Origin of the sequence: Bacillus cereus group sp. N31 (genome assembly GCF_016483245.1) — a bacterium.
GTDB lineage: Bacteria > Bacillota > Bacilli > Bacillales > Bacillaceae_G > Bacillus_A > Bacillus_A toyonensis.
Genome location: NZ_JAEHCH010000001.1, coordinates 470207 through 486415 on the forward strand (window position 1 = coordinate 470207; position 16209 = coordinate 486415).

The window sequence follows — 16209 nt, forward strand, 5'->3', positions numbered from 1 at the left end:
GTCCTGCTATTTGTGGACAGTAAAACTCCCAACTCAAAACTTAGCTGGTGCAAAGAAGCCAGGTGGGAGATAAACTGTCCGTAAATGCCCGATTGGTGAAGGCTAATAATCAGTGGGGATGAACAAAAATCCCCACTGATTAAAGTTTCACTTTATGCAGAAATAGTGAAGAAAATGTTAAAACTTTATATTTTTTGTTTCATAATTGTGTAAAGATGTAGTTTTATAGGTAGTTTTGTTGAAAAAGTCGGTTTGATAAAAGTATTTATTTTTGTTAGAATTTTATTGAAATTAAGAAGATGTGATGAGGCAAAAATTACTCATTTTTATGTATATGTGAAAAAACGAGCAAGGCGGGGGTGAAAGTGTGGGATATCGATGTTATAGAATGGTATACCATTTAGAAAATGGAGAAACAATTAAAGATGTAAAAGAATTTTGCTATCGAGACCAAGGAAAAGTGTTAGAAAGAGTAGCACATCGTGTAATGGATAATAGAGAAGTGACGGCGATTGATAAACAAGGAACAATCATTTCAATAGCATGTGAGGACATTGTAAAGGTAGAACTTGATTACATAAAAGAAAGTTAACCTTGAGTCATATCGAATTATTCGATAAAATATACTGTTGAATGGTGCAGAGAGTAGAGAGGAGTTTATCATGGGTAGTACAAGACACTTTTATATGTTTATTTTAGCGTTTGTTCTTGTTGTGGCGTTAACGATTTATTTAATTGTTGATAGCAGCTGGTACAATACAGTTCATCCGGCATTCCTTCTGTTTATGTATGTAGGAATTGCGGTTGTTAGTTTCGGAATGAGAGACGAAATGTTAGATCGCTTTGAAAAGTGATACATATACGAAAGACCAACAGGAAAATGTTGGTCTTTTTTTCTTGCCAAAAATAGGATGGTGTGTATATACTGTATATATAAGATATATACAGTATATACACACTGGAGGAAAACATGAATATTATTATTTCGAATTCTTCCCAAGACCCTATTTATGTACAAATAAGGAAACAATTAAGCCAGCTTATTTTAAATGGTGGTTTAAAGGGGGGAGACCAACTGCCGTCTATTCGTAGCTTAGCGAAGGAATTACAAATTAGTGTAATTACAACGAAGCGTGCGTACGAGGAACTTGAAAAAGAAGGATATATAGAAACTGTTGCTGGGAAGGGGACTTATGTTTCACGTAAAAACAATGAACTATTAAAAGAACAGCGCTTACGTTTATTGGAAAGTAAGGTTGAAGAAATTGTGAGAGAAAGTAAAGTGTTGCAGCTTTCACTTGAAGATTTACAGCAGATGATTGCGTGTTTATATGAGGGGGAATAAGGAATGTTAGAGCTAAAAAACGTTTGTAAAAGATATCAAGATTTTGCAGTGAAAAATATAAGTTTTACGCTGCCACGTGGATATATTATGGGATTTGTCGGACCGAATGGTGCTGGGAAAAGTACGACGATCAAAATGATTATGAATTTAATTAGAAAAGAGAGCGGCGATATACAAATTTTTGGCAAGGACAATAAGAAAGCAGAAAAGGAAATAAAACAAAATATCGGCTTTGTATATGATGAAAATCATTACTACGAAGATTTAACGTGTGAACAAATGAAGTTTATTATTGCACCGCTATATAAAAAGTGGGACGAATGTCAGTATCAATCGTATATGGAGAGATTACAAGTTCCAAAGTATAAAAAAATTAAAGAGTTATCTAAAGGGATGAAAATGAAATTTGCGATTGCCATCGCGCTTTCGCATCATGCAGAGTTTATTATTATGGATGAACCAACAGCAGGATTGGACCCAGTTGTTCGAAGTGAATTGCTTGATATATTGCAAGAAATTGTAATGGAAGATGAAGTATCTGTATTATTCTCAACGCACATTACAACAGACTTAGAGCGCATCGCAGATTATATTACTTTTATCAACGATGGGGAAATTATATTTACTGGTGAGAAAGATGAATTAATGGAGAGCTACGTAATCGTAAAGGGAAGTAATGATTTATTGGATCGAGAAGGAAAAGAGCTATTTGTTGGATTACGAAAAAATAAATTTGGTTTTGAAGGTTTAGCGAAGGATAAACAAGTAATTATCGATTGGTTTGGAAATGAGGTTGTACTAGAAAAGCCTACATTAGATGATATTATCGTTTACACTGCGAAAGGGAGAGGTGCCTATGCGTCAGCTCATCTATAAAGATTTGTTCTTTTTTCGGGTAACTTGGTTAGTGAATCTTATTATGCCCCTTATGTTCTTTTTACTTGAGCCCGGGAGTGAATTGTTATTTCCGATGAGTTGTCTATTTATAACCCTTTCCTCCGTTATGACGCTAATCTATATGGATGAAAGGAATAAAAGTGACATTGTAATAAATAGTTTACCGTTAAGTCGAAAGGATATCATAATTGCTAGATATATTTCCTGTGCAATATTTATTGTAGGTGGGATAGTCTCAACTATGGTAGTTGTTTTTCTTATAAGAGGTGTCGCTGTTATTGATGATATCGGTGCATACCATCCTAATTTGTATATTGAAATTCCGTGGTATGGAGTAGTAAATGGAGCTGTTTACGCTTTGGTTTTTGTTGCAGCGTTTTTTCCTAGTTATTACGGAACCAAATCAAAGGTAGCAAGAAGTATCTTGTCAGGAGCATCGATGGCAGTAGCTGGAATTGCATGGATATTTATAGGGGATGGGCTGAACGAAACAGCACCTTCATTCATTGAGTGGATTATGAATCCATCACATCTTAGCTTATTTATAGTTGGAGGAATTATATTAGCTAGTGTATATATCGCTTCTATGTTTCTAACAATTAAAATTTATGGAGCCCGTGATTTATAGAGAGGAGAATTCATATGCAACAGTTAATTTTGAAGGAGTTTTTCTTACAGAAGAAGATGATTCCTTTCTATTTTTTAATACCCGTTTTATTGATTTTTAGGAATTCTGTAGAACCGATGGGGATTGCAATAGGATTATTTATGACATGTAGTATGATTATATATATTTCTTTTTATTATGAAGAAAAAAGTAAAACAGAAAAAGTATTAGTGAGTTTGCCTATAACGAGAAAAGAGATAGTTATAGCTAAATATATTTCAACTACATTATTTATTATAGTCGTAATATTAGGAAATATTTTGTTGGACAGAGATATAGTTATTCCTGGATATGCGATGTTTTCAGCAATAGTAGCAACTTTGATTTATTGTGTGATAATGATACCTACTAATTACATCGGAGGAAATAAAGCTACTACTGTCTTGTATGTAATTATGATTTTTCCTTTAATGGGTATGATTGGCCTTATGTGTAATGTTTTTGGTGATAAAACAATTATGTTAAAAGTACTTCACTCTGAGGATGCTACAGTAGCGATGAGTGTTCTTGGTATCGGAGTGTTAGTAAGTATAGTTATATCAATGTTACTCTCAATGAAAATGTTTCAGGAGGCAGAGTTATAGAAGGGGCATTTTCATGTTAGGAGGTGTAATACATGATTAAGCAATTAATTTTAAAAGATTTCATCATTCAATGGAAATTTTTAATTTGGTACATACTATATCCTATTTTCTTTTATATGGCCTTAACAGATACGGAAAATCTGTTCATAATTATGTCGGTAATTATTACAATTGGGGCAACAGTAAAAACATTTGAAGCAGATAGTAAAAATGAGAGTGAAGTGATAGTAAATAGTTTACCAATATTGAGAAAACAAATTGTGTATGCGAAATATATAGTAGCAATTATTATTCTTTTTATAAGTGTAATAGTCGGTTGTTTCACGATGGGAATGAAGAATGGGGTTAACCTATTTGAATTTATTGAAACGACAATGGTTGCTAGTATTAGCTTTATTTTAATATATTTAAGCTTTGTTTTACCGATATCATTTTGGCTAGCATATAAAAAAGCTATTTTTATTACGCTTTTCATGCTAATAGCACCGACAGCCATTTGTACTATGTTCTTGGAAATCAACCTGGAACAAATCCAACTATATAACAGTTTATTATTCGTTAGTTCAATATGCATGTTCATAGTATCTGCCTTCGTTTCAATGAAATTGTATGAGAAGAGAGAATTTTAAAAGGTGCCTCATAAAAGGCACCTTCTTCAATATCGACAATATGAAAGTAAGAGTTTATAAACAGAGAGGCTATTCGGTACAACATCTTTTGGAGTATGTAATATAAAGCTGAAAACGATAATGAGAATGAGAAAGAGGAAAAATAAAAATAGGATCTGTTTATGTATAGAATTTTGCATATTATCCACTCCTTTTTTAGGTAGTATGTCCAAAAGGTAGGAGTGTATGAAAAATTTTAGGGGGGAGAATGATGAACAAAAGAAAATGGTTATATAGAATAGGAATACTTTTAGTTTCAATTGGTTGCATATTAGCAAACTATTATTCGGATATACCACCGCTATTTCCTAGTTTGCATAAAGGGATTGGTATGAGTGTTGTCGTAGTTGGTCTGTTTTGTCTTATCACATCAAACTTCTATAGAAAGTCTGAATCAATATAAAAAAGGACAGTTACTCTTTTTCAGAGTAACTGTCCTTTTAAATAACTTATTATATAGCTTGGCGATACTCCATATAATTACGATTGCAATGGAGGCAATAATTGACCAAACGATAGATAAAATTTCAAGTGTCATGTTTGGAAGGAATGCAAGAATGGATAATACTTTATGAAACAACCATTCTATTATATGAAAACTTACTTGCAGTAGAATGGCGATCACGAGTGTGATCCATGCTAACATTTGTTTTCCTTTTTCTTTCCACATGACATTCACCTCGCGTTAGCTTAATAGTTTTAAGCCAACAGCGCCGCATAGAATGCAGCTTAAGAAGGCAAGACGACGCCAATCCGCTGATTCTCGGAAAATAAGAATGCCTAGAAGTGCACTTCCGGCAGTTCCGATTCCAGTCCAAATCGCGTAAGCAGTTCCCATCGGTAATGTGTCCATCGCAAGGGATAAGAAGAAGAAGCTTACGCCGAAGTTAGCGATTAAAATAACTTTTGGTGCCCAGCCTTTCTTTTCAGTGGCTACTTTCATAAAGAGTACACCAATAATTTCACAAATACCAGCTAGAATTAAAAATACCCAAGCCATTTTATGCGGCCTCCTTCGCTTCTTTTTCTTCTGTTACTCGTTTTAAACCAATTACTCCGAAGAAGATTAAACCGATTAATAAAACTTTTACGATAGAGAAAGGTTCTCCGAAGATGAAAATTTCTGTAAGAACGATTCCGCCAGCTCCGATTCCTGTGAAGACTGCGTATACAGTGCCGACAGGTAAATCTTTATAAGCTCTAAATAATAAGACGAAACTAATTGTAATTAATAGAGCAACACCAGCCCACTCAAGTGGTGCCTCCGCTTTTTTTAGTCCAATCACCCAAAAGATTTCAATAATACCAGCGATGATTACATAAATCCATGCCATATGTCATTCCTCCTTCCTACCAGTCGTTAGGTAAAGGGCTTAAAAACGACGCATTGCAAAGGAGCAATCCGTCAGTTTGAAAGTCCGCGCCAAAATACTTTCCAAGAAGCGTCTAAACGTGTCTCAAAACGATTTAAACCTGCGTATAGTAGTTCAACCATAAGACCGTCGAGTAAGCATAGAAAAGCCTCTAAGGCGTCTTTTACTTCAATGTTATGCAGTTCATCTTGTTCGCTTGCTCTTTTAAATACCGGGAATAAAAGTTTTCCGACGTTTTCAATGTGTACATTTGCTTTATTAATAATTTGTTCGCGAAATGCATCAGGCGGAAAATAAGAAGTTCGTAACCAAAACATTGATTCTTCACTTTCACCAAATCGTTTTGCGTAGCCTTTTAATAATTTTAATAGCAATTCTTCAGTGGACGAATTGGAAAAGCTTTCGATATCGCCTGTGAAGCTCTGCAAATCTTTTTGAAGAGCAGATTCTAAGCATATGAAATATAGCTCTTCTTTTCCTTTAAAGTGTGCGTAAATCGATGGTTTTTTAATCCCAACTTCTTGGGCAATATTTGCCAATGAAGTTCCTTCATAGCCGTAGCGTGCGAAATGAGAAAGTGCTACAGCTTTAATGCGATTTGCTGTCATTTTCATCCCCTACCTACCGTTCGTTAGGTTTATTATATGAGATAAAAAACACAAAGTCAATAGGTGAAAAGCTGAAAAAGAGTGCTATAGTTAACGCTCCTTTTCAGACTGTTTTTCGCTCAATTAAATGGAATGGAAGTTCTTCTGAGTTCCCGGTTATTTGTTCGTCCTGCATCTGTTTATGGAATAAGGTAAAAGCACGTGATCCCATCGTAAGACCAGGGTGTTCAATAGTCGAAATTTCTAACGCCTTTGAAATTTCATGGTTATCGAATCCTAAAATAGCGAGATCTTCAGGGACGCGAACACCACGTTTCTTTGCCTCTGTTAATAAACCGGCAGCTACTTGGTCATTCGCTGTGAAAATAGCAGTTGGACGATTTTTCATATGTAAAATACGGTGGAGTATTTGTGCTCCGTCCTGCATTGTATAGCATTGATGAAAAATCCATTCAGGATGTAACGTTTGACCTTCGTTATGAAGTGTATCAGCAAACGCTTTTTCACGTTCCATAGAATTTACACTCGTTTTTCTTGCTAAACAAATTCCGATTTTTTCATGGCCTTTACTTAGTAAATATGCAGTACCGAGCCGGAATCCTTCATAATGATCTACGTAGACAGATGAAATGAGGGGGTGGTTCATTTTTTCACATGAAATAATAGGGGCGAATTTTGCGAAAGGTTCGATTTGTTCCCATGAACTCGTTCGAGAACAAATAATCATCCCGTCAAATTGTTTCATTTTCATCATTTCAAGAACACGAATTTCTTCAATACTATCGTAATTTGTTTGGCATAAATTAATGTGATATCCAGCTGCTAACGCTTCGTTTCCGATTCCTTCAATAATGGTACTGAAGTAAGGGACATTAATGAAAGGGAGCATAACCCCGATTGTATATGTTTTCCCCTTTATTAAATGAATAGCATTTATATTTTTTGCGTAGTTTAATTCTTCAACCGCCTCTAGAACTCGTTTCCGTTTGTCTTCTTTTACGTAAGGGTGATTATTTAAGACACGGGAAACGGTTGATATAGATACACCAGCAGTTTTAGCGATTTGTTTTATATTGGCCATATGCATCACCTCTTTACTTATTATAAAGGGAAAATAAGTAGAATGAAAAAATCTTGACCTGAAAAGCTTTTCACAATCTATGTTATAAATAGGACTTCTGTTATTCGCGTAACCATTTCGTTTGGGCGTAAGAATAGCGAAGTCTTTCTGTTTGTTTGAAAGCAGTTTTGTCAAAATGTGTGAGAATAACGAGGAAAGTTTTCAAAGGTGGAGTGTGGCATTCAAGCGAATATGAACAACATATAAACGCTTTGTTCGTTAAGAGGGCGGTATGAAAGGGCGGAAACAAATTGAAAAAAGGAATCATTTGTTTCGTGTTTTCTAGTGTATTACTTAGCTCATGTTCATTTCAGCAAACGATGCAAGAAGAAAAAACATTTATGGGAACAACAGGTGGGGCTACAGATCGCGTTACGGATCCGATTCCGTTAAAAGAACTTCCAAAATATTTTCCGGCGAAATTTAAAGTTCCTACCTTTTTACCGTATGACATTACGAGTGATGTGTTGGGTGAAGTAAGAACGATTGAAAAGAAGAATGCTGTCTTAACGATTAAATATAAACAACAGGAGCAAGGTAGACATGAGTATATTGAGCTAACTGTTGCAAATTTCCCTTATAGTTTTCCGGATTTTGTAGAAGAAAAGCGATTTCAAGAACAAATGAAATTGAATAATGGAGCGTCTGCTTATTTTAAAAATAAAGATGACTTTGAGAGAGGAGAGGAATTTGCTACGCTTCTATGGAAAGAAAAGGGGATTGAATATCAGTTATTATATCGTAATGTAGAAGAGAACGATGCAGATGTAATAAAAAAGAATCTATATTACATTGCAAACAATATGAAATAAAAAACTAACTGCAGCATGCAGCTAGTTTTTTGTATGTTATTTCTTTTTAATTTTACCTGTCCAAGATTTAAATCCACCTTGTAATTGGTAGAAATCTTTGTAACCTTGTTTTTTTAAGTATTGAGCTGCACGGCCTGTACGGAATCCGCTTTGGCAGTATAAGTAAACAGGTTGATCTTGGCGAAGTTCTTTATGACGAAGGCGAATTTGTGATAACGGAATGTTACGTGCACCTAAAATGTGCCCTGCGTTATATTCGTCTGCTTCGCGAATATCGATAAGCTGTGCTTTACGGTAGCCAGCGCGAAATTCTTCTTCTGTAAGAGTTTTAATTAATTTTTTCTGATAGAAATACATCCATACAGTGTAACCGATGAACGCTACGATTACGGCTAATAAAATAATCCAAGTTGTTGACACGGTTCTATCGCTCCCTTTTTTCTTATCCTACTTTCAATATTATAATGCCCATATGTATTTATGCAACAGATTCATTTGTATATAAGGAGAAATTTCGTATTCTTTCACAAATTTTGTCGAATTTGGTAGACTAGAGAATGTGAAAAATAACTGGTTATATGAGGTGTAGGATGGGAAAAGAAAAATGGTGTTATATTAACTCTGGTCAATGTTCACCAGCGTTTAATATGGCGTTAGATGAATGTTTATTAAATTGGCAAAGTGAAAAGAAGATGCCACCAACAATTCGTTTTTATGAATGGGAAGTACCAACATTAACAGTCGGGTATTTCCAGCGTGTTGAAAAAGATATAAATATGGATGTAGTTAACGAAAAGAAATATGGATTCGTTCGTCGTCAAACAGGCGGCAGGGGTGTACTACATGACAAAGAATTAACGTACAGTGTTATTGTGTCTGAAGATCATCCAAATATGCCAAAAACAGTTACGGAAGCATACCGCGTTATTTCGCAAGGCTTATTGGACGGTTTTAAGGCATTAGGATTAGAAGCGTATTATGCAGTTCCGAAAACAGAGGCGGATCGTGAGAATTTAAAAAATCCGCGTTCAGGAGTATGTTTTGATGCGCCATCTTGGTATGAAATTGTAGTTGAAGGAAGAAAAATCGCTGGTAGTGCTCAAACACGTCAAAAAGGTGTTATTTTACAGCACGGATCGATTCCGTTAGAAATAGATTTAGACGAACTATACGACCTATTTTTATTCCCAAATGAACGTGTGAAAGAACGTATGAAAAGTATGTTTTCTTCTAAAGCGGTAGCAATTAATAAATTGACAGACCGTACATTTACGATCGAACAGTTAATTAAAGCGTTCGAAGTTGGGTTTGAAAAAGGATTGGATATAGAGCTTGTGCCATATGAATTAACAGAAGAACAATTACATGAAGTTCAAATATTAGCAAAAGAGAAGTATGAAAGTAAGGAATGGAATTATAAAAAATAAGAGATGGCAATTGCCACCTCTTATTTTTTTATAGTAAATTAAGTACTTTTTCTACTTTGATTCCTTTATCTTGTAAAGAACGAAGGCGATTTACAACGTCCATAATTTCTTTGTCGAATGTAACGCTAATACCTTGGCTTTGTAGTTCTTCTTTTAAGCCTTCAATAGAATCATCTATGTCGATGCCAAGCTCGTAATCTTGACAAACTTCAATTGTCTTTTTCACGAGTTTCACATAATTTTCTTGTAGTTTTGAATTTGTTTCAGTCAAAGCAGGTTGTTTCGGTTTTGCTGGAGCAACCGGTACCGTCTCTTGCTTTGTAACTGGAGTAGGGACTACTTTTTTCACAGGTGCTGGAGTAGTTAGTTCTACAGCTGCTTCTACGCTTACTGGTTTCGGCGTCGGTACCGGAGTAGGCTTAGGTGCCATAGCAGGTGTTTCTACACGCGTAATAGGTTTAGGAGCAGGTGTAACTGCTTTTGGAGCTTCTACAACTACTTCTTTTTTCGGTGTGGCTTCTACCGGTGTTTCTTCTTGACCAGCAGCCTCTTTATTTTCTTTACTCCACATAACGCGTTCTATTTCTAGAGAAACATTGTTTTTGTTCATCGCTGATAATGTAACTTTACCAACTTCAGCGTTTCCAGTGAAATCAACAATTTTATAAATAACACTCTTGTTCCAATCCACGTTTCCGCTCAAAAATAATTCTTCGTTACATTTCGGCGTTAAGCCCTCGATTTTAATTTCTGCGTTTACACCGTTTTCACTGTATACCATAATTAGCGAAGCATTTACATCTTCGTCTGCTAACATTAGTTCACGTACCATTTTGCCGGTGCGTACTTGCGTTTTCTTCTTAACTGACATCTAATTTCTCCTCTCAAAAATTCAGTAATAATAAAAAAATCGTATAACGAAAAATAATTGCTCACGAAGATTTATGATACCGATAATAAAAGCATCACGTCAACAATTAACTTTAATTATTTTGCATTTTTCTTATTTTCTTTATGAAATTTTTCAATTTGTAAAATTAGACAGAAGAAAAACAGCCTTTTGAAAGGCTGTTAAAAATTTGATTTTTTGTATAGTAATTTATATAAAATGAAAAATAAGATAGCAATTAAGGCGTTTTGCCAAAAGGTTAGGTGGTAAATGAGATAAGGTTGTTTTTTAAAATAGACATTTAAAAATACAGCTGAACAAAATGGAGTAGCAAATGCAAATCCAAATAGAATCCTTCTTTTCCAATTCATCTTTTGATCAAAGGAATAGCGCTTTAATAAATATAAAATGAAAAGTATGCCTAGTATAATAAGTGAAACGAACAAAGTGGTTCCAGGGATGCTAAAAGCTGGGCTTAATTGTTCGATATTTTTCCTGAAGATTAAAATGAAAGTCGAAACAAGTGCATCCATTCCAAACTGTATAGCAAGAAGTAAGCTAATAACAAAACCGATTAAAGAAGTTTTTTCTAACTTTGTTTGAGCTGGTAAAGCCGATATGAGTTCATCACAATAAGATTGTAAGTCATTGCCGAAAATATCATAAGCATTTTTATTTTCTCTTTGTGCTTCGATGAGATGATCTAATATTTCTAATAATAGTTCTTCTACTTGTTGTTCAGGTACGTTAGATAACCGAAGATATACTAGCATATCGCCATAAGAAGCTTCGTTTTCAAATGTTAGAAGTTCGCGTTTTTTGTTGTTCAATTCAATCATGTCTTGCGCATTCATCCCTATCACTCTCCCTGTAATAAGTTGTTCACCGTTGTCGAAACCATTCCCCAGCTTTGTTTAAATTCTTCAAGCTGTTCTATTCCTTTATCGGTTACATGATAATATTTTCGCTTTGGACCGAGTGAGGAAGCTTTTAATGTTCCTTCAATTAGCCTCTCTTTTTGCATACGTAACAATAACGGATATATGCTTCCTTCGCTGACAAATGTAAAGCCGTATTTATTTAATTTTGTACTCAGCTCATATCCATACACTTCTTCTTGCGAAATGATGTATAGGATGCAACCTTCGAGTACACCTTTTAACATTTGGCTGTGCATGATTTCCCCACCTTTTATTCAGGTAACTTGCCTTGCAAGGTAGCTGTTATCCAAATTATAACACTCAGTAACTTGCAACGCAAGTTACTGAAGTGGAAAACTTTAATGCGTTTTAATTTTTCCGTGTTCTCCATACTAACGAGAGGAGGGAAGTATATGAAACCGTTTATGCCAAAACTTGTTTACTTTGAACCGAAGGCACTCGAATATCCACTTGGAAAAGAGCTGTATGAGAAGTTTACGAAGATGGGATTAGAAATTCGTGAAACGACATCCCATAATCAAATTAGAAATTTGCCAGGTGAAAATGATTTGCAAAAGTATCGCAATGCAAAGGCAACGCTTGTCGTTGGGGTGAGGAAGACATTAAAGTTTGATACGTCAAAGCCGTCAGCTGAATATGCAATTCCGCTTGCAACAGGGTGTATGGGACATTGCCATTATTGTTATTTGCAAACGACGCTTGGTAGTAAACCTTACGTTCGTGTGTATGTGAATCTAGATGAAATATTTGAGAAGGCACAGCAATATATGGATGAAAGGGCACCAGAAATAACAAGATTTGAAGCGGCGTGTACATCAGATATCGTTGGAATTGATCATTTAACGCATGCTTTAAAGCGGACGATCGAATTTATGGGAGAAAGTGAGCATGGGCGTTTACGTTTCGTTACGAAATATTCGCACGTTGATCATTTATTAGATGCAAAGCATAATGGGAAAACGCGTTTTCGATTTAGCATTAATTCACGTTATGTGATTAAAAATTTTGAACCGGGGACATCGCCGTTCGAAGAGAGAATTGAGGCTGCTCGTAAAGTGGCAGGGGCTAATTATCCACTTGGCTTTATAGTTGCGCCACTTTATATGCATGAAGGATGGGAAGAGGGGTATCGTGAATTGTTTGAGAGATTATACAATGCCTTGAAAGATATGGTGATACCAAATTTAACGTTTGAATTAATTCAGCATCGCTTTACGAAGCCGGCAAAAAAGGTCATTCAAGCGCGTTATCCGAATACGAAACTTGAAATGGACGAAGAGAAGCGGAAATATAAATGGGGACGATACGGTATTGGGAAATACGTCTATAAAAAAGATGATGCAGAAGTATTGGAGGAAACGATTCGAGGATATATTCGCCACTTTTTTCCTGACGCAGAAATTCAATATTTCACATGAAAGGAACTTGTATTTGAATGCGGGTTCTTTTCTCTTTTGCAGATTTAGGCTCGTTTCTACCTTGTCACGTTATTCTTTCTGGTGTATCATTTTATTGATTGCTTCGTTCGGAATAAGCAAAATGAAATTGGATGGAGGAAACCGATGCCTACCCCTAGTATGGAAGATTATATTGAACAAATTTATTTGTTGATTGATGAAAAGGGTTATGCCCGCGTATCTGATATTGCTGAAGCGCTTAGTGTACATCCATCCTCTGTAACAAAAATGGTGCAAAAATTAGACAAAGATGAATATCTAATTTATGAAAAATATAGAGGGCTTGTATTAACATCAAAAGGTAAAAAAATCGGAGAACGTCTCGTATATCGTCATGACTTGCTAGAGCAGTTTATGCGTATTATTGGTTTGGATGAAAGCAAGATTTACAATGATGTTGAAGGGATTGAACATCATTTAAGTTGGGAAGCAATTGACCGTATCGGTGATTTAGTACAATATTTTGAACAAGATGAGGTTCGAGTAGAAACACTTCGTGGTGTTCAAAAAGCAAATGAAGAGAAAAGTAATTAAGGGGAACGGATGGCGTTTCCTTTTTTATTTCAATCGAAAAGGACGGGAGAATTATGAAAGCAATTATTTTTGATTTTGATGGATTAATTGTGGACACAGAAACAATATGGTTTCACTCTTTCAGAGATGCTGTTCGTGAGTACGGCGGAGAGTTACCTTTAGAGGAATTTGCGAAATGTATTGGAACGACAGATAATGTACTTTATGCATATTTAAAGGAACAATTAAAAGAAAAGTTTAACGAGCGTGCACTAAAAGAAAAGGTGACGACTTTACATAAAGAGAAAATGAAAATACCAGAAGCGCGTGATGGGGTAAAAGAATATTTAGAAGAAGCGAAAGAAATGGGGTTGAAAATTGCATTAGCTTCTAGTTCATCTAGAGAATGGGTTGTTCGTTTTTTAGAAGATCTACAGATTCGAGATTATTTTGAAGTAATTAAAACGAGAGAAGATGTTGAGAAGGTAAAACCAGATCCAGCACTTTATCGAATTGCAATAGAGGAATTAGGAATTGAACCATCAGAAGCTGTTGTATTTGAAGACTCATTAAATGGATTGAAAGCAGCGGTTGCGGCAGGATTAAAATGCGTCGTTGTTCCAAATGATGTGACAAGAAATTTACCATTTGAAAATCATCACCTTCGAATTGAAAGTATGATAGATAAAACTTTGAAAGAAGTGCTTGAAAGTATAAAGAAAGACCGTATTTCCTAAAAGGAAGCACGGTCTTTCTTTTTGTTCTTTTTACCTTCAATGACAGTTAAATGAGATTGTTTTCTTTTTCGTTTCAACGATGGAGAATTACCCTTTTTGCCCTTGTCATCAGAAGTATTTCGTTTCAAGAATGAATTGCTTAGGGGTGCTACATTTTGTTTCCCATGTTTGCGGTTCGATTGTTTTGCAGCGCGCTTATATGAGCTTTGCGAATTTGCAGAACCACTGGAATTAGTAAACATCTTGTATAGCAAGTAAAAGATACCGACAACAAGTAACATATACCCGATATTTCTTAATACACCCATTGGATTTGTAATTACAGATGAAACAAGGCCGAATATTGCTAATCCGATTATAAGCACAAATATAGCGAAAGTAAACGAACGACCGTTCATAAGGAACACCTCCTAAAAACATATATTAAAATTAGTATATTAACGATGAGGAGAGGAGTTGAACACCATTTTTAAATAATTATTGTTTGTTTTCTAAACGTAATAATTCTTCAAACGATGCAATAGCTACTTCCACTTGATCATCTGTTGGTTCTTTCGTTGTTAATAGTTGCAGCCATAATCCGGGATATCCAAGTATGCGTAATACAGGAATGTCTCGCAATCGATTCGTAAATTGTAGTACTTCAAACGAAATGCCGAGAACGACTGGAATTAATAAAATTCGGTTTATTACTCGTGCCAAAAGTGGATCTGTAGGAACGAGGAAATAAACAAACATTCCAATAATGACTGTAAATATAATAAAGCTACTACCACATCTATAATGGAGGCGGGTTTGCTTTTGGACGTTTTCTACAGTCATAGGAAGATTATTCTCATAAGCATTAATTACTTTATGCTCTGCACCGTGATACTGAAATACCCGTTTAATAAGTGGGGTTAAAGAAATAAAGTATATATAGCTCAATAGTAGCATGAGCTTAATGACACTTTCGACAATGATTTGCCCTGTATGAGATGGGAAAATCGGTCTCGTTAATTCAGCTAATAGTGCAGGAACTGCTGTGAAAATGACTTTACCGAATATGAAAGATAAAACGCCAACTGCTGCAACTCCTAATACCATCGTTAATTTTGATTGTTCTTCTTTTTTATTTGCAATTTGTTCATCATCTTCTGGGTGGACATCAAATCGTTCTGAAGCGAAGTTTAAATGCTTTGCTCCATTCGCACTTGCGTCCACAATGGCGGCAATACCTCGTAAAAATGGAATTTTTTTTAGGATAGATAATGCTTTATTACGAACGCGTGGTAATCGATAAAATTCAATCGATTTATCTTTACGACGAACCGCTGTAACAGTATATTCTCTACCGCCAAACATAACTCCTTCTATGACTGCTTGCCCGCCATATATTTGTTTTGACTCTTCTGCCATGTTAACACCAACCTGTATTTGTTTCTCTCTTATGTAGAAAAAGAGGCAATTGTCATACTGGGTTCTGTCGTTTTGAAATAAGACAATCACCGAGTTTCCTTTATTTTATCGACAAATACAAGTATATGACAAGAGAAAATGTTACGAGAGTCGGACATTTCTTATTCTTTTTATAGACAAATTTCGCAGTATTTAAACATGCTTCAAAATAGTTTCGGGCATACTATTGAGCGGAGGTGTTGATGTGAGTCAAGAACAATTAGGAACAAGGAATTATGTGCAAATCGGTTTGTTTGGTGGAATTTTTTGGGGAGGAATATGGTATTTCCTTCATATATTTTCATTCACGGAAGCGGGACCTAATTATTTACTGTTACCATTTGCGTTTGGGAATTGGAAAGAAGGGATATGGGGCAATCTGTCAGGAATTGTTTGCATGGGACTTCTTTCAATCTTGATTTCCTTTTTGTATAAAGCGTTTTTGGCGAAATTTGAAGGAATCATTCCAGGGATTATTTATGGGCTATTTTGGTGGGCGTTACTGTTTTTCGGAATGGGTTTAATGGCACCTGTTATTAAAAGTGCGTTCAATTTGCCGAAAGAGACGATTGTGACGACAATATGTATTTTTATATTGTATGGTGTGTTTATTGCATACTCTGTTTCTTACGCAGTAAATAGTAATAAAGCGGAGCAAGAAGGAGAAGAGAAGACGAACTATTCAAATAAGTAACTCCTATGTTAAAATGTTGTATAGATATTTAATATTAAGG

The 16209-nt window shown here is 35.3% G+C and carries 25 protein-coding genes; 14 read left to right on the forward strand and 11 right to left on the reverse strand.

The window, feature by feature from the left end:
• Positions 1–388 precede the first annotated feature (388 nt).
• The 8 genes from JDS81_RS02505 to JDS81_RS02540 all read left to right on the forward strand — a co-directional run bounded on the left by JDS81_RS02505 (position 389) and on the right by JDS81_RS02540 (position 4564).
• Positions 389–592, forward strand: coding sequence for a DUF3929 family protein (locus JDS81_RS02505; protein ID WP_002039587.1), 204 nt, complete (start codon positions 389–391; stop codon positions 590–592).
• A gap of 70 nt (positions 593–662) precedes the next feature.
• A complete protein-coding gene (locus JDS81_RS02510) occupies positions 663–854 on the forward strand; it encodes a hypothetical protein (RefSeq protein ID WP_000535934.1) in 192 nt (63 codons plus the stop codon).
• 116 nt (positions 855–970) lie between these two features.
• A complete protein-coding gene (locus JDS81_RS02515; protein ID WP_001021359.1) occupies positions 971–1345 on the forward strand; it encodes a GntR family transcriptional regulator in 375 nt (124 codons plus the stop codon).
• A gap of 3 nt (positions 1346–1348) precedes the next feature.
• Positions 1349–2221, forward strand: coding sequence for an ABC transporter ATP-binding protein (locus JDS81_RS02520; RefSeq protein WP_097952981.1), 873 nt, complete (start codon positions 1349–1351; stop codon positions 2219–2221).
• Positions 2202–2870 carry an ABC-2 transporter permease gene (locus tag JDS81_RS02525; protein WP_097952982.1) on the forward strand — a complete coding sequence of 223 codons (669 nt, stop codon included), beginning with the start codon at positions 2202–2204 and terminating at the stop codon, positions 2868–2870. The genes JDS81_RS02520 and JDS81_RS02525 overlap by 20 nt, the downstream gene beginning before the upstream one ends.
• 14 nt (positions 2871–2884) lie before the next feature.
• Positions 2885–3493, forward strand: coding sequence for an ABC-2 transporter permease (locus JDS81_RS02530; RefSeq protein WP_097952983.1), 609 nt, complete (start codon positions 2885–2887; stop codon positions 3491–3493).
• Between the two features lie 32 nt (positions 3494–3525).
• A complete protein-coding gene (locus tag JDS81_RS02535; RefSeq protein ID WP_142312423.1) occupies positions 3526–4122 on the forward strand; it encodes an ABC-2 transporter permease in 597 nt (198 codons plus the stop codon).
• 250 nt (positions 4123–4372) lie between these two features.
• A complete protein-coding gene (locus JDS81_RS02540) occupies positions 4373–4564 on the forward strand; it encodes a hypothetical protein (RefSeq protein ID WP_142316298.1) in 192 nt (63 codons plus the stop codon).
• On the opposite strand, the gene JDS81_RS02545 is transcribed toward JDS81_RS02540, so the two are convergent.
• The 5 genes from JDS81_RS02545 to JDS81_RS02565 all read right to left on the reverse strand — a co-directional run bounded on the left by JDS81_RS02545 (position 4556) and on the right by JDS81_RS02565 (position 7223).
• A complete protein-coding gene (locus tag JDS81_RS02545) occupies positions 4556–4831 on the reverse strand; it encodes a DUF3975 family protein (protein WP_097952985.1) in 276 nt (91 codons plus the stop codon). The genes JDS81_RS02540 and JDS81_RS02545 overlap by 9 nt on opposite strands.
• Before the next feature lie 15 nt (positions 4832–4846).
• Positions 4847–5161, reverse strand: a complete 315-nt coding sequence (locus JDS81_RS02550; RefSeq protein ID WP_000312621.1) for a DMT family transporter — start codon at positions 5159–5161, stop codon at positions 4847–4849.
• A 1-nt stretch (position 5162) separates the two neighbouring features.
• Positions 5163–5495 carry a DMT family transporter gene (locus JDS81_RS02555; protein ID WP_000312339.1) on the reverse strand — a complete coding sequence of 111 codons (333 nt, stop codon included), beginning with the start codon at positions 5493–5495 and terminating at the stop codon, positions 5163–5165.
• 71 nt (positions 5496–5566) lie between these two features.
• Entirely contained in the window at positions 5567–6148 is a 582-nt protein-coding gene (locus JDS81_RS02560; protein ID WP_002005730.1) for a TetR/AcrR family transcriptional regulator, read from the reverse strand.
• Positions 6149–6245: 97 nt separating this feature from the next.
• Positions 6246–7223 (reverse strand): LacI family DNA-binding transcriptional regulator, encoded by a 978-nt coding sequence (locus JDS81_RS02565; protein ID WP_087969669.1) that lies wholly within the window; start codon positions 7221–7223, stop codon positions 6246–6248.
• 314 nt (positions 7224–7537) lie between these two features.
• Between JDS81_RS02565 and JDS81_RS02570 the strand changes: the two genes are divergently transcribed.
• On the forward strand, positions 7538–8074 hold the full coding sequence (locus JDS81_RS02570) for a DNA polymerase III subunit delta (RefSeq protein WP_142316304.1): 537 nt from the start codon (positions 7538–7540) through the stop codon (positions 8072–8074).
• 36 nt (positions 8075–8110) lie between these two features.
• Here JDS81_RS02570 and JDS81_RS02575 read toward each other — a convergent pair whose 3' ends face one another.
• The gene (locus tag JDS81_RS02575; RefSeq protein ID WP_000108653.1) at positions 8111–8494 is read right to left on the reverse strand and encodes a rhodanese-like domain-containing protein; all 384 of its coding nucleotides are present in this window, start codon (positions 8492–8494) and stop codon (positions 8111–8113) included.
• A gap of 170 nt (positions 8495–8664) precedes the next feature.
• Between JDS81_RS02575 and JDS81_RS02580 the strand changes: the two genes are divergently transcribed.
• Positions 8665–9501, forward strand: coding sequence for a lipoate--protein ligase family protein (locus tag JDS81_RS02580; RefSeq protein ID WP_000514084.1), 837 nt, complete (start codon positions 8665–8667; stop codon positions 9499–9501).
• Positions 9502–9529: 28 nt separating this feature from the next.
• Here JDS81_RS02580 and JDS81_RS02585 read toward each other — a convergent pair whose 3' ends face one another.
• The 3 genes from JDS81_RS02585 to JDS81_RS02595 all read right to left on the reverse strand — a co-directional run bounded on the left by JDS81_RS02585 (position 9530) and on the right by JDS81_RS02595 (position 11567).
• A complete protein-coding gene (locus JDS81_RS02585) occupies positions 9530–10372 on the reverse strand; it encodes a hypothetical protein (RefSeq protein WP_097952987.1) in 843 nt (280 codons plus the stop codon).
• Between the two features lie 200 nt (positions 10373–10572).
• Positions 10573–11244 (reverse strand): DUF1129 family protein, encoded by a 672-nt coding sequence (locus JDS81_RS02590; RefSeq protein ID WP_000993577.1) that lies wholly within the window; start codon positions 11242–11244, stop codon positions 10573–10575.
• 5 nt (positions 11245–11249) lie between these two features.
• A complete protein-coding gene (locus tag JDS81_RS02595; protein WP_000556090.1) occupies positions 11250–11567 on the reverse strand; it encodes a PadR family transcriptional regulator in 318 nt (105 codons plus the stop codon).
• Positions 11568–11723: 156 nt separating this feature from the next.
• On the opposite strand from JDS81_RS02595, the gene splB reads away from it, so the two are divergent.
• From splB to JDS81_RS02610, 3 genes are all read left to right on the forward strand, one after another.
• Complete coding sequence (gene splB / locus JDS81_RS02600) at positions 11724–12749, forward strand: spore photoproduct lyase (protein ID WP_000802126.1); 1026 nt, start codon at positions 11724–11726, stop codon at positions 12747–12749.
• 144 nt (positions 12750–12893) lie between these two features.
• The gene (mntR, locus tag JDS81_RS02605; RefSeq protein WP_001143071.1) at positions 12894–13322 is read left to right on the forward strand and encodes a transcriptional regulator MntR; all 429 of its coding nucleotides are present in this window, start codon (positions 12894–12896) and stop codon (positions 13320–13322) included.
• 53 nt (positions 13323–13375) lie between these two features.
• A complete protein-coding gene (locus tag JDS81_RS02610; protein WP_000643926.1) occupies positions 13376–14038 on the forward strand; it encodes an HAD family hydrolase in 663 nt (220 codons plus the stop codon).
• Here JDS81_RS02610 and JDS81_RS02615 read toward each other — a convergent pair.
• Positions 14035–14436, reverse strand: coding sequence for an SA1362 family protein (locus tag JDS81_RS02615; protein WP_001014465.1), 402 nt, complete (start codon positions 14434–14436; stop codon positions 14035–14037). The two genes, JDS81_RS02610 and JDS81_RS02615, sit on opposite strands and share 4 nt — an antisense overlap.
• Positions 14437–14515: 79 nt before the next feature.
• The gene (locus JDS81_RS02620) at positions 14516–15436 is read right to left on the reverse strand and encodes a DUF1385 domain-containing protein (protein WP_097952988.1); all 921 of its coding nucleotides are present in this window, start codon (positions 15434–15436) and stop codon (positions 14516–14518) included.
• 244 nt (positions 15437–15680) lie between these two features.
• Between JDS81_RS02620 and JDS81_RS02625 the strand changes: the two genes are divergently transcribed.
• Positions 15681–16169, forward strand: coding sequence for a YqhR family membrane protein (locus tag JDS81_RS02625; RefSeq protein ID WP_142316299.1), 489 nt, complete (start codon positions 15681–15683; stop codon positions 16167–16169).
• The last annotated feature ends 40 nt before the right edge of the window (positions 16170–16209 follow it).